The sequence below is a fragment of the Streptomyces sp. NPDC089919 genome (assembly GCF_040684615.1).
GTDB lineage: Bacteria > Actinomycetota > Actinomycetes > Streptomycetales > Streptomycetaceae > Streptomyces.
The window spans coordinates 25769-37949 of record NZ_JBFBGK010000085.1 but is presented as its reverse complement, the minus strand read 5'-3'; the positions used below and the strand labels follow the sequence as shown (position 1 = coordinate 37949).

Below are 12181 nucleotides of genomic sequence, written 5' to 3'. Positions count from 1 at the left end.
AGGCCGAGCTCGCGGCGAAGATGCGCCAGCGCACCGGCGCCGCGGTGGCCTTCGTCCTGGACTCCGGGGCCTGGGCCGAGGGCGGCCGACCCGACGCCGGGGTGGCGGCCGGCTGCGTCTCCCGATCACTTCCCGCCGCGGGCGGGCGGCCGCGTACCGGCCGGGCAGACTCACCGGATCGGCGCACCGCCGCCCGGCTCGGTTCGCCCGCGCGGGCTCGTACGGCGTACCGGGGTCCGGTGTGTCGGTGTGGCGCCCGGCGGGGGCCGGTCCGGCCGGTTCAGACTGACCGGGCCCCTCACCCCCACGTACGGGAGTCACCATGCCGCGTGCGCACCGCGCGTTCCGCTTCACCCTCCATGCCGTGGCCGCCTCGGTGGTCATGGCCGCCTCGCTGGCCGCCGCCCCCGCCCAGGCCGATGGCCGGTCCTCGCAGTGGTGCTACGTCAACGGTGTCGAGGCGCCGCCCGGGGACGTCTACGGCACCAAGGACGCGGACACGATCCTCTGTGAGAACGACGTCGTGAACGTGACGATCTACGGCGCCGGCGGCAACGACAACATCCGCGTCAAGGGCATGCTCATCGACTCGCAGGTGATCGGCGGCGAGGGCGACGACACCCTCCAGGTCAACAACCTCTACCCGCGCAACGGCGACTCGGCGGTGCGCGGCGGCATGGGCGACGACACCATCATCACCGCGCTGGTCGTCGGTGACGCCGCGCACGGCGCCGCGGTCTACGGCGACCACGGGAACGACCGCATCACCACCGGCAGCGTCATGGGCCAGCCCGGCGACTACGAGCGCGGTGGCGGCCAGGTCTTCGGCAACGACGGCAAGGACACCATCACCACCGGCACCGTCGACCTCGGCGGCCGGGTCCTCGGCGGCAGCGAGGACGACGTGATCGAGCCCAAGGCGGTCGGCCCGGAGTCCGCGGGCATCGTCCAGGGCGGCCCGGGCAACGACACGATCCGCGGGCTGCAGGACACCGTGCTCGTGATCGGCCCCGGCTACGGCCAGGTCGAGGGCGGCCTCGGCCGGAACACCTGCAAGGTGGCGCACGCGTCCAAGGGCGACCGGGTGCGCAGCACCGTCTCCGGCTGCTCCTGACCGGCAGGGGCGCCGGACCTCGGCGCCCCTGACCCCGGCCCCCCGACCCCGCCGGACGTCCCGGCGGGGTCAGCGGCGTTCGGGCTCCCGGGCGGGCGGGGCCGCCGGGTGCCGGGCCGGGCCGCGTTCGCGGAGCACCAGGCCGGCCGGCAGCAGGGCGTACGTGAGCGCCGCGCCGCAGACGAAGATCCCCGCGGAGACGGCGTAGGCGGTGTGGTAGCCCTCCAGGACTCCGGCGGCCAGCGCCTGCGGGGTACGCGGCCGGCCCGCCAGGTGGGCCGCGGTGGCCATGGTCGCCACGGTGCTCATCAGCGCGGTCCCCACCGAGCCGCCGACCTGCCGCATCGCGTTGATCAGCGCGGAGCCGACGCCCGCCTCGCGGGGCGGGATGCCCGCGGTGCCGAGGTTCATCGCCGTGGAGGTGATCAGTCCCATGCCGGCGCCCATGACCACCAGCGGGGGCACGATCCGGGTGGCGTACGGGCTGTCGACGGTGAGGTGGGTCATCCCGGCCAGGCCCGCGGCGGCCAGCAGCATGCCCAGCGGGATCCGGGGGCGCGCCCCCAGCCGGCGGAACAGCGAGGTGTTGGCGCCGATCGCGCTGGCCATGATCGAGAGGGACATCGGCATGAAGGCGAGTCCGGCGGCGGCGGGGCCGTAGCCGCGGATCCGCTGGAGGTAGTACGTGAGGAAGAGGAAGACGCCGAACATCCCGACCCCGGTGAGGAAGACGGCGAGCATGGCCGCCCCGCGCACCCGGTCGAGCAGTACGTGCAGGGGCAGCAGCGGTTCGGGGGCCCGGCGCTGCCACCAGACGAAGGCGGTGAGCAGGACGGCGGCGGCCAGCAGGTAGCCGTACGCGTGCCGGGAGCTCCAGCCGTGTGAACCGGCCTCCGCCAGGCCGTGCACCAGGCAGAAGAGCCCGGCGCAGGCCAGCGCGGTGCCGGGCAGGTCCAGCCGGGGCCGGTGCCGGCCGGGCGGCAGCCGGCGCAGCAGGAGCAGGGCGCCGGTGATGGCGAGGCCGGCGAAGACGACGTTGACGTACATGGTGGAGCGCCAGCCGAGGTGCTGGGCCAGCACGCCGCCCAGGAGCAGGCCCACCGCGCCGCCGGAGCCGGCCAGCGCCCCGAAGACGCCGAACGCCCGGCCGCGTTCGGCGGGTGCGGTGAAGGTGGTGGTGAGCACCGCGAGGGCGGCCGGGGCGAGCAGGGCGGCGAAGGCGCCCTGCACGGCGCGGGCCCCGACCAGGACCGCGAAGCTGCCCGCGGCACCGCCGACCGCGGAGGCGGCCGCGAAGCCGGCCTGGCCGACGAGGAAGGCCCGCCGGTGCCCGAAGAGGTCCGCGAGCCGGCCGCCGAGCAGCAGCAGGCTGCCGAAGGCCATGGCGTAGGCGGTGATCACCCACTGGCGCCGGCCGTCGGAGAAGCCGAGCGCGGCCTGGGCGGAGGGGAGGGCGATGTTCACGATGGTGGCGTCGAGGACGACCATCAGCTGACCGAGTCCGATGACGGCCAGGATCCACCAGCGGCGCGGGTCGGGCGGGGCGTCCGGGGGGCCGGTGCCCGGCCCGGCGGGGCCGGGGCCCGGGCCGGTGGGTCCGCCGGCGGCCGGGACCGTGGGTTCTGTCGACATGCCGGTACTTTCATCGGCCCGGCCGGCCTGACCCGGGATGCCACGCCCGGGGTCCGGCCGGCCGCGCCGGTATGCCGTCCGGACGGGGGAGCGCGGCCCGGCGCACACCGCTCATGGCTCGGGGCCCGCCCCCCGTGGGTGCGGGCCCCGAACCGTGCCTGGGTGATGCGGCGCCGGCGGTCAGGTGTTGGGGCGCTTGCCGTGGTTCGCGCCCTTCTTCTTGCGCGCGCGTCGCTTGTTGCCTCGCTTCGACATGGTGGTCGTCTCCCTCGCTGCTGGGCCCGGGGACGGGCGGGGCGTGCGGTGCCAGTCTTCTCCGGCCGGGCAGAATTCGCCATTCGGGTAAGAATGGGCCATTCGGGGTAATACTTTCTACATGGACACATTCGCGGAAATACTCCCCTTCCTCATGGTCGGGGTGGCCGTCAGTGGGTTCCTGCTCTTCTCCTTCTGGGGCGGGATGCGGGTACGCGACCGCGAGCCCGCGCCACCCACCCCCGAGAGCCAGCCGCACCTTCCCGAAGGCGGGGCCGTACTGGAGGTACGGGAGGAGCGGGAACACGTCGAGTTCCCCAAGGGCGGCCTCCAGCCGCACGAGATGATGGGGTACGGAAACTTCGGCAGCAGGTCCGCCGAGCACCCGGACGCGGCGCACCAGCAGTGGACCGAGCAGCGCCATGAGGAGAGGGGCGAGCGACCGAAGACCAGGACCAAGCACTGGGGACGGCACCAGACCGTCTGATCCGCCCCGGCCCGGAGGCCGCCGCCCCGCGAGGGCGGCGGCCTCCAGGCCGTGCAGGCGCATTCCGCGCCCCCTGGCCGTGCGCCCGACGTCAGGCGGAGCGGCGCTTGCGCGGGGTGGCGGTCTTGGCGGCCGTCGTCTTCGCCGTCGCCTTGGTCGCCCTGGCGGCGCTCTTCGAGGCCGAGGCCGAGGCCTTGGTACCGGCGGCCCCGGCGGCGGTCTTCTTCGCGGCGGCGGTGGTCTTCTTCGCCGCAGTCGCCGCGGTCGTCGCCGTCGCCGCGGACTTGGACGTCTTCTTGGCCGGGGCCGGGGCCTTCGTCGTCCGCTTGGCCGTGGCGTCCTTCTTGGGCGCCGCAGCGGCGCTCCGGCCGGCCGCCGCCGTGGACTTCTTGCCGCCCACCGCCTTGGGCTCGGCGGTGCGGCGGATCGGGGTCACCGCGGCCGGTTCGCCCCCGGCCTCCTCGCCGCGCGAGGCGCGGGCCGCCCGCACGCTGCTCTCCAGGGCCGCCATCAGGTCGATCACCTGGGCGCCGGGCTCGGCCGCGGCCTCCCGGGGGGCCTGGCCCGAGGACTTCGCGGCGATCAGCTCCTCGACCGCCGAGCGGTAGTCGTCGTGCATCGACGCCAGGTCCACCTCGCCCAGGGTGGCCATCAGCGCGTCGGCCAGGTCCAGCTCGGCCTCGCGGACGGTCACCTCGGTCTCGGGCGCGACGCCTTCCGGGGCCCGGATCTCGTCCGGCCACAGCAGCCCGTGCATGGCGATCACGTCGTCCACCACCCGCAGCATGCCCAGCCGCTCGCGGCCGCGCAGCGCGAACTTGGCGATGGCCACCCGCTGGCTGCGCTTGAGGGCTTCGCGCAGCAGGGTGTACGGCTTGGCGGCCGGGACGCCGTTCGCCGCCAGGTAGTACGCGGCGTCCATCTGGAGCGGGTCGATCTCGGAGGCCGGCACGAAGGAGACGATCTCGATGGTCCGGGCCGTGGGCAGCGGGAGGACCGCCAGGTCCTCGTCCGTGATCGGGATGATCGAGCCGTCCGCCTCCTCGTAGCCCTTGCCGATCTGGTCGGTGGAGAGCTCCTCGCCGTCCAGTTCGCAGACCTTGCGGTAGCGGACCCGGCCGCCGTCGGAGGTGTGGATCTGGCGGAAGGAGATGGAGTGGCTCTCGGTGGCGTTCACCAGCTTGATCGGGATGCTGACCAGCCCGAAGGAGATCGCCCCGTTCCATATGGATCGCACGATGCGTCACCTTTCGTGACGGTCTCTGCCCTGCTGCCCGGTTCGCCGGATCGTGGGAGTCTCATCGTATGACGCCGATCACAGAGGTGGAGGGGCGTCGGGTGGCGCTCAGCAACCTCGACAAGGTGCTCTATCCGGAGAACGGATTCACCAAGGGCGAGGTGGTGCACTACTACGCCCGGGTCGCCGGGGCGCTCCTCGCCCACCTGCACGACCGGCCGGTGTCCTTCCTGCGCTACCCCGACGGGGTGACGGGGGAACGGTTCTTCACGAAGAACCCGCCGCCGGGCACGCCGTCCTGGGTGCGGACCGCCCGGGTACCGCGCTCCGACGGCGGCGGCTGGGGCCGCGGGGGCGGGTACGGCGGCGGGGGCGGCGGGACGGTCGCCGAGCAGGTGCTCGTCCAGGACCTGGCCAGCCTGGTCTGGGCGGCGAACCTGGTCGTCGAGTTCCACGTCCACCAGTGGCGGGCGGCGGAGCCGGGGATCGCCGACCGGATGGTCTTCGACCTGGACCCCGGCCCGCCGGCCACGGTGGTGGAGTGCTGCGCCACCGCGGGCTGGCTGCGCGAGCGGCTGACCGCGGACGGCTTCCACGTCTTCGCCAAGACCAGCGGCTCCAAGGGGCTGCACCTGTCCGTGCCGCTCGAACCGACCCCCGCCGAGCAGGTCTCGGCGTACGCGAAGCAGCTCGCGCAGGAGGCGGAACGGGAGCTGCCGGAGCTGGTGGTGCACCGGATGGCGAAGGCGCTGCGGCCGGGCAAGGTCTTCGTGGACTTCAGCCAGAACGCCGCGGCCAAGACCACGGCCGCGCCGTACACGCTGCGGGCCCGGCCGCTGCCGACGGTCTCGGCGCCGGTGTCCTGGGAGGAGGTCGCGGCCTGCCGGGACCCCGCCGAGCTGGTCTTCCTGCCCGAGGACGTGATCGGCCGGCTGGCGCGGGACGGCGACCTCTTCGGGCCCCTGATCAACCTGAACCGGGCGCGGGGGCTGCCGGGGCGGGGCCGGCGGGGGGCGGCGTGATCCGGGTGGCGCTGGCGGCCGCGGTGCGGGAGCTGCCGCGGGGGGCCGGGCTGGCGTACGAGCCCAAGTTCGACGGGCACCGGGTGGTGGTGGTGCGGACCGCCGCCGACGTGGTGCTCCAGGCCCGGTCCGGGCGGACCGTGACGGGCGCCTTCCCGGACCTGGCGGCGGCGGCACTGCGGCTGCCGGCGGACACCGTGCTCGACGGCGAGGTGGTGGTGTGGCACGCCGGGCGCACGGAGTTCGCGCTGGTCCAGCGGCGGGCCGCGGCCACGGCGGCGCGCGCGCCGCTGCTCGCGCGGTCGCTGCCGGCGTCGTACGCGGCCTTCGACGTGCTGGAGCTGGCGGGGCTGGACCTGCGGGGACGGCCGTACGAGCAGCGGCGGGCGATGCTGGTGGACCTGCTGCTGCCGCTGGGGCCGCCGCTGCAGCCGGTACCGATGACCACGGATCCGGAGCTGGCCACGACTTGGTACGAGACGTTGCCGGCGAGCGGGATCGAGGGGCTGGTGATCAAACGGCTGGACCAGGCCTATCCGGCGGGGCGGCGGGCCTGGCGCAAGCTGCGGCACACCGACACGACGGATGCGGCGGCGGTCGGCTACACGGGACCGGCCCGGCGGCCGACCGCCTTCGTCCTGGTCCTCCCCGACGACGACACGCCGGTCGTCTCGTCCCCGCTGTCCACCGGCGTACGGGGGGAGGCGGTGGCGGCGCTGCGTCGCCCTGGCCCGGCTACGGATGCCCCCTCCGGTGCGGGGCCCGGCTCCGCCGGGGGTGTGGGTGCCGTTGCCTCTGGCGAGGAGCCGGTGGGGGTGGTCACGGCGATCGGGCTGGGAGAGGTGCCGTACCGGCTGCTGGATCCGCCGTTGACGGTGGAGGTACGGAGGGCCAGTACGCGGCATCCGCCGCCGGAAGTCCTCCGGGTCCGGGCGGACCCGTAGGCGCGCTTGCGTCGCCTCGCCGCTTCAGCCGGGCTGGGGGTACCTTCCAGCCGCGCGGCGTTTGAGCGCACCGGCGCGGAGCGGCGGTACGGGGTCCGGGGCTTGCCCCGGTTTCGGGATGGGGGTCCCCCCGGACGGAGTCTGGGGGAGGGCGGGTTAGGGGACCGCTCCGCGCAGCGGCCGGGCTCCGCCCCGGCACCCCGCGCCTCAAACGCCGGCGAGGCTGGTTGTACCGGGTCCCCCAGCGGGGCTGGAGGTGCCGGGTCCCCCCGGCGGGGCGGGCCGGTAGGGGTAGGCCGCGCCCAGGTTTCGGGGCGCCGCCCCGGACCCCGCGCCTCAAACGCCGGCGAGGCTGGTTGTACCGGGTCCCCCAGCGGGGCTGGAGGTGCCGGGTCCCCAACGGGGCCGCTTCAGCGGCTACGCCGAGGTCCAGGTGTGGCGGGTGCGGGCCAGGGTGTGGAGGGCTTCGGTGTCGGCGGGTTTCAGGACGCCGGCGAGGGCGGCCAGGGCGGGGGTCTCGCCTTCGCGGAGGATGCGGACGTCCCGCAGGGTCGGGGCGATCGTGACGCGCGCGGCGTCGACCACCGCGAGCACCGGGCTGACCGCGGCGGCAAGCGCATGGGAGGCCCGTTCGGCCGCCCGCCGGGCCCAGCGGACCTCCGGCCGCGGCTCGGCCCGCCCCACGCCCAGCAGCAGGTCCCCGACCGCCGCCCGCTGCCGCCGCCCCGCCATCGTACGGACCGCGAAGACGCCGCCGGGTCCGATCAGCAGGTGGTCGATGCGGCCGCTGCCCGCCGCCCCGGCCCCCGGCAGCGGGATCGAGTGCAGCACCCGCCACCCCCGCTCCTCCAGCAGGTCCAGCTCGGCTCCGAAGCGCTGCTGCGCCAGCAGGTCGTGCCGCAGCCCCCGGCCGCGCCGCCCCCGCTCGCCGTAGGCGAACTCGCCCAGCAGCGCCTCCCCCGGCCGGTTCGGGGCGAGGTCGTCGTCCGGGTGCAGGGCGAGCCGGTGGAGCTCGGCCGGCGTGGGCACCGGCGGCGGCCCGACGGTGTAGGAGCCGGTCAGGTAGGGGGCGAGCGCGGCAAGCACGGCCGCCTCGTGCTCCGCGCCGAGCAGGCTGATCCGCCCGGCCTCGCGGTCGTACCAGGCGACGGTCCGCCCCTCGGGGAGGCTCACGTACAGCCGCTGCGCGCCGCGCTCGCGCACCGGCACGACTCTCAGTCCCATCCCCGTCACCCCCACCCGCGCCCGGGCGGGGCGCCCGGACTCCGGTGCCCATGGGAGCAGCAGGCCGCCCGGGCGGCAAGACGCGCGGCACCCGGCGGTTGTGTAACGACATCGCCGGGACAGCTATGGACGGCTGTTACACGGCCACGGTCCGGCTGATACACCCCGCTCCTAGCGTGGGTACCACCAGCGCAACCCCCCGTCCCCACCCCGCCGAACCGCCGAGGACCCGCCGTGACCACCTTCCGCCGCACCGCCGCCCGCGCCGCCGCCGTCACCGCGCTCCTGGGGAGCGTGCTGGCGCTGCCCGCCGCGGTCGCGCTGGCCGGGCCCGCCGATGCGGCCCCGGCCCGGACCCCCGGCGCGGCCCAGGCGCCCGTGCCGCCCGCACTCTCGCCGGTCAAGAGCGTGTCGCTGGCCGACGGGGTCTCCACCGCGAACGTCTACCGGACCGGTCCGACCGGCGGTTTCCGGGCGGACGTGCAGGCCGGCGGCACCGTCCGTACGGTGCTGCGCACCGCCGACGGCTCCCCCGCGTACGCGGAGCGGGCCGGTCTGCACATCGCGCTCCAGCCGGACGGCCGGGTCAGCTCCTGGGTGGACGGCACCCGCCGGTCCGCGGCCGGGCACGGCACCCCGCTCGGGAACGGCGACGGCCACAAGACCGCCCACCGCACCGGGTACGCGCTCTCCGCCAAGCCGCTCGGCGCGGTCAACGCCGGGGTGCAGGCGCTGCGTCCGGCCGACGGCGGCGGGCCGGGCGACGGCGTGCTGCTGGTCGGCGCGGGCGCCGGGATGGCCGCCGTCGGCGCCGCCGGCCTGGGCTTCGCGATGCTGCGCCGCGGCCGCGCCTCGTCCTGACCCGCGCCTCCCCCACCCGGGCGACACGAGGCGCGCCGGCCTCGGGCCGCCGGAATCCATCAGGCGGACAAATGGGACTTCCCGCCGCATAGGGTTTACCGTGCGACGCAGGGACCGCAGTTGCGCCCGACCACGTCACCGGCCACGCGGACGCGCCGCGCGGCCCCCGGAGCCAGGAGGCCCGTGAAGCTCCGCCGCACCCCGCCCAGACCCGCCCGCCGGCCGGCGGGCGCGGTGCCGCTCGCGCTGGTCCTGCTGGCCCTGGCCGCGGCCGCCACGGGCTGCGGCGGGGCCGGCCGGCTGGAGAGCGCCGGCCCCACGCCGGTGGCCAGCGGGCCGCTGCACCTGTGGCCGGGGCACAAGGGCGCCACGGTCCCGCCGGTGGACCCCGGCGGCCAGCCGCCCGAGTACGTCCAGGGCATTCCGCCGGTGAAGGACCAGGACGTCCACGGCGTGGACCCGCTCGCCCTCGTGAAGGCCGAGATCGCGGCCAACCCGGACGTGGCCAGCGGTCCCGAGGCGCTGCCCCCGGAGACCGCGCAGGCGATCAAGGCCTGCACCACGGCGGCGGCGCCCGGCTGCCCGGTGCTCGCCCCGTACTACCGGGACCTGACCGGCAACGGCCACGACGAGCTGATCATCGGCATCGCACTGCCCCAGGACCAGCTCGCCGTCCGTGCCTACACCGCGGACCAGGACGGCCGGCTGAACCGCATCATGGGCACCATCGACTCGGTGATCTCGGTGGAGGTGGCCGGCCGGGACGTCATCCTGCGGGTGCCCGGCGGCAACCCGGGCTACGAGCTGATCATCGCCTGGTCCTGGGACGAGAAGCAGCGCACCATGCTGCCCACCCGCGACCAGGTCGTCCGGGTGACCCAGCCCCGGCGCAGCCGGCTCCCCAGACTCCCGGCCACCGGCCCGAGCGCGGCCGCGAAGTCCCCGTCGGCCGCCCCGACCCCGGCCCGGCAGGGGCCGTCCGCCGACCCGGACGAGACCCCCCGACCGCCGTCCGCCGCACCGAGCCCGGCCGGGAGAAGCTGATGCGCGGGCCCCGGCTGCCGGCCTGGACGGCGACGCTGACCTGGAAGTCCGCCTGCTTCATCGTGGTCATGTGCTGTGCGCTGGCGGCCGTGCTCGGCGCGCTGGTGCACGTCGAGGTGACCCGGCAGACCGTCCAGACCGCCCGGGACAAGGCGCTCGCGAAGCTGACCCTCGCCTCCCAGGCGTACGAGGCCGGCGAGGCGCTGCCGCCGGGCTCGGGCATCGACCCGGACGGGCTGCCGCCGTCGCTGCGCGCGCTCGCGCTGGGCGGCCTGCGGGGCACCATGGTCGACGACTTCCGGGGCGCCCCCACCATGTGGGCGGCGGCCCCGGCCGACGGCCGGGCGCTGGCCGCCACGATCGACTACGGCCAGAGCGCCCGGACGATCAGCGGGCTGGACAACGCGATCATCGGCTCCTCGGTGCTGGCCATCGGCGGCACGCTGCTGCTCGGCGCCTTCGCGGTCACCCGGGTCACCCGGCGGCTGCACCTGACCGCGCAGGTGGCCCGCCGGATCTCGGCCGGCGACCTGGACGCGCGGGTGGCCGACCCGCGGACCAAGGACCCCTCCCGGCACCAGGACGAGGTGGCCACGGTCGCCGGGGCGCTCGACACCATGGCCTCCACGCTCCAGGCCAAGCTGCTCAGCGAGCAGCGCTTCACCGCCGACGTCTCGCACGAGCTGCGCACCCCGCTGACCGGGCTGACCGCGGCCGCCGAGCTGCTGCCGGAGGGCCGGCCGACGGAGCTGGTGCGCGAACGGGTCCGTACGATGCGGCAGCTGACGGAGGACCTGCTGGAGATCTCGCGGCTGGACTCGGGCCGCGAGCAGGTCGAGGCGGACCTGCACCCGCTGGGCGAGGTGGCGCGGCGGGTGGTGCGGGCCTCGGGCACCGCGACCGAGGTGGTCGTGGTGCGGGACGTCTACGTCGAGACGGACCGGCGGCGGCTGGAGCGGGTGCTGGGCAACCTGGTCGCCAACGCGCACAAGCACGGGCGGGAGCCGGTGTCGCTGACCGTGGACGGGCCGGTGGTGTCGGTGCGCGACCACGGCGAGGGGTACCCGCCGTACCTGGTGGCGCACGGGCCCCAGCGGTTCCGTACGGAGCCCAAGGCGGGGGTGAGCGGGCACGGGCTGGGGCTGACCATCGCGGTGGGGCAGGCCGGGGTGCTGGGCGCCTCGCTGGTCTTCCGGAACCCTGACTCCGGCGGGGCCGAGGCCGTGCTGACCCTGCCGGCGCCGGTGGATCCGGCCCCGGGGGCCTGACCCCGCCCGGGGCCCCTGCCCCTACTCGGAGTCCGCGCCGGGCCGGGGCACCGGCTTGGTCCAGGGCCAGCGCAGCCGGGGGCGTTCGCCGGTGGGGTCGAAGGCGTACTTCCAGCCGGTCTGGAGGTGCAGGCGGCGGGTGTAGCCGGCCGCCTCGCGCCGGTAGACCAGCACGGTGGGCGGGCCGCCGTCGGCGGCCGGGACGGGGATCTCGTACACCTTCGGCGGGTGTCCGGTCGGGCCGAGCAGGATCGGCAGGACCCGGCCGTCCATCGGCCCGCCCTCGAAGGGGGTGTCAGCGCTTCTCACCCCTCCAGTGTCACAGCCCCGGGGCTCAGAGCAGGTGCGCGGCCTCCGCGACCACCGGCAGCACCCGCCGGGCCAGCCGCCCGGCGGCCCCCTCCGCGGACTCCAGGGCGAGGGCCGCCCGGGCCGCCGCGGCGGTCTGCGGGTCGGTGGCCGCGGTGGCGGTCAGCAGGGCGACGAAGTGGTCGACCAGCCAGTCCCGCAGCTCGGCCACGGCCGGCTGGCGGCCCTCGTCCAGCCAGATCAGCGAGGCCGCCTCGACGGCCGTGATCCAGGTCCGCACCATCATCCGGAGCCGGGGGCCGGGCTCCGGCACCGCCAGGTGGAGCAGGATCTGCTCGGCCGCGGCCCGGCGCACCTCGTCGACGGTGGCCGTGGTCCGGGAGGTGTCGGCGACGCTGCCGCCCTGGAGCAGCGCGCTGAAGCCGGTGGCGTGCCCGGCGACGAAGGCCAGGTAGTGGTCCAGGGCCCGGGACAGCCGCAGCGTCAGCGGGCCGGTCTGGGGCTGGGCGAAGCACTGCTCCAGCTCGTCGGCGGCGGTGCGCAGCGCGGCCTCGTACAACTGCTGCTTGCCGCCGGGGAAGTAGCGGTAGACCAGCGGCCGGGAGACCCCGGCCGCCTCCGCGACGTCGTCCAGCGAGACGTCCTCCGGCGCGCGGTGGGCGAAGAGCGACAGGGCCGCCTCCAGCAGCTGGCCCCGCCGCTCGGCCACGCTCAGCCTGCGGTAACCGCCCCTGGGGGCCGTCCGAGTGGTGGAGCCGGTGGTCCGGGTCGTCATGCCCGGCAG

Annotated in this window: 12 protein-coding genes; 7 read left to right on the top strand and 5 right to left on the bottom strand. The window is 76.0% G+C overall.

Going from position 1 to position 12181, the window contains the following annotated elements:
• Nucleotides 1-322: 322 nt before the first annotated feature.
• The gene (locus tag AB0O40_RS27990) at nt 323-1114 is read left to right on the top strand and encodes a hypothetical protein (protein WP_365047429.1); all 792 of its coding nucleotides are present in this window, start codon (nt 323-325) and stop codon (nt 1112-1114) included.
• A 69-nt stretch (nt 1115-1183) separates the two neighbouring features.
• On the opposite strand, the gene AB0O40_RS27985 is transcribed toward AB0O40_RS27990, so the two are convergent.
• Nucleotides 1184-2746, bottom strand: coding sequence for an MFS transporter (locus tag AB0O40_RS27985; protein WP_365047427.1), 1563 nt, complete (start codon nt 2744-2746; stop codon nt 1184-1186).
• Nucleotides 2747-3122: 376 nt separating this feature from the next.
• Here AB0O40_RS27985 and AB0O40_RS27980 point away from each other — a divergent pair, with 376 nt between their 5' ends.
• The gene (locus tag AB0O40_RS27980; RefSeq protein WP_365047425.1) at nt 3123-3488 is read left to right on the top strand and encodes a DUF6479 family protein; all 366 of its coding nucleotides are present in this window, start codon (nt 3123-3125) and stop codon (nt 3486-3488) included.
• A 91-nt stretch (nt 3489-3579) separates the two neighbouring features.
• On the opposite strand, the gene AB0O40_RS27975 is transcribed toward AB0O40_RS27980, so the two are convergent.
• Nucleotides 3580-4725 carry a Ku protein gene (locus AB0O40_RS27975; protein WP_365047423.1) on the bottom strand — a complete coding sequence of 382 codons (1146 nt, stop codon included), beginning with the start codon at nt 4723-4725 and terminating at the stop codon, nt 3580-3582.
• Nucleotides 4726-4793: 68 nt separating this feature from the next.
• Between AB0O40_RS27975 and AB0O40_RS27970 the strand changes: the two genes are divergently transcribed.
• Entirely contained in the window at nt 4794-5747 is a 954-nt protein-coding gene (locus tag AB0O40_RS27970) for a DNA ligase polymerase domain-containing protein (protein WP_365047420.1), read from the top strand.
• Nucleotides 5747-6691, top strand: coding sequence for an ATP-dependent DNA ligase (locus AB0O40_RS27965; RefSeq protein WP_365047438.1), 945 nt, complete (start codon nt 5747-5749; stop codon nt 6689-6691). Before AB0O40_RS27970 ends, AB0O40_RS27965 begins: the two co-directional genes overlap by 1 nt.
• Before the next feature lie 417 nt (nt 6692-7108).
• Here AB0O40_RS27965 and AB0O40_RS27960 read toward each other — a convergent pair whose 3' ends face one another.
• Nucleotides 7109-7915 carry a nuclease-related domain-containing protein gene (locus AB0O40_RS27960; RefSeq protein WP_365047417.1) on the bottom strand — a complete coding sequence of 269 codons (807 nt, stop codon included), beginning with the start codon at nt 7913-7915 and terminating at the stop codon, nt 7109-7111.
• A gap of 234 nt (nt 7916-8149) precedes the next feature.
• On the opposite strand from AB0O40_RS27960, the gene AB0O40_RS27955 reads away from it, so the two are divergent.
• The 3 genes from AB0O40_RS27955 to AB0O40_RS27945 all read left to right on the top strand — a co-directional run bounded on the left by AB0O40_RS27955 (nt 8150) and on the right by AB0O40_RS27945 (nt 11088).
• Nucleotides 8150-8776, top strand: coding sequence for a hypothetical protein (locus AB0O40_RS27955; RefSeq protein WP_365047414.1), 627 nt, complete (start codon nt 8150-8152; stop codon nt 8774-8776).
• A gap of 183 nt (nt 8777-8959) precedes the next feature.
• A complete protein-coding gene (locus tag AB0O40_RS27950) occupies nt 8960-9820 on the top strand; it encodes a hypothetical protein (protein WP_365047411.1) in 861 nt (286 codons plus the stop codon).
• On the top strand, nt 9820-11088 hold the full coding sequence (locus tag AB0O40_RS27945) for a HAMP domain-containing sensor histidine kinase (protein ID WP_365047408.1): 1269 nt from the start codon (nt 9820-9822) through the stop codon (nt 11086-11088). Before AB0O40_RS27950 ends, AB0O40_RS27945 begins: the two co-directional genes overlap by 1 nt.
• Nucleotides 11089-11109: 21 nt before the next feature.
• Here AB0O40_RS27945 and AB0O40_RS27940 read toward each other — a convergent pair whose 3' ends face one another.
• Nucleotides 11110-11397, bottom strand: a complete 288-nt coding sequence (locus tag AB0O40_RS27940) for a hypothetical protein (RefSeq protein ID WP_365047405.1) — start codon at nt 11395-11397, stop codon at nt 11110-11112.
• A 25-nt stretch (nt 11398-11422) separates the two neighbouring features.
• Nucleotides 11423-12172 (bottom strand): helix-turn-helix domain-containing protein, encoded by a 750-nt coding sequence (locus AB0O40_RS27935; RefSeq protein ID WP_365047402.1) that lies wholly within the window; start codon nt 12170-12172, stop codon nt 11423-11425.
• Between the last annotated feature and the right edge of the window lie 9 nt (nt 12173-12181).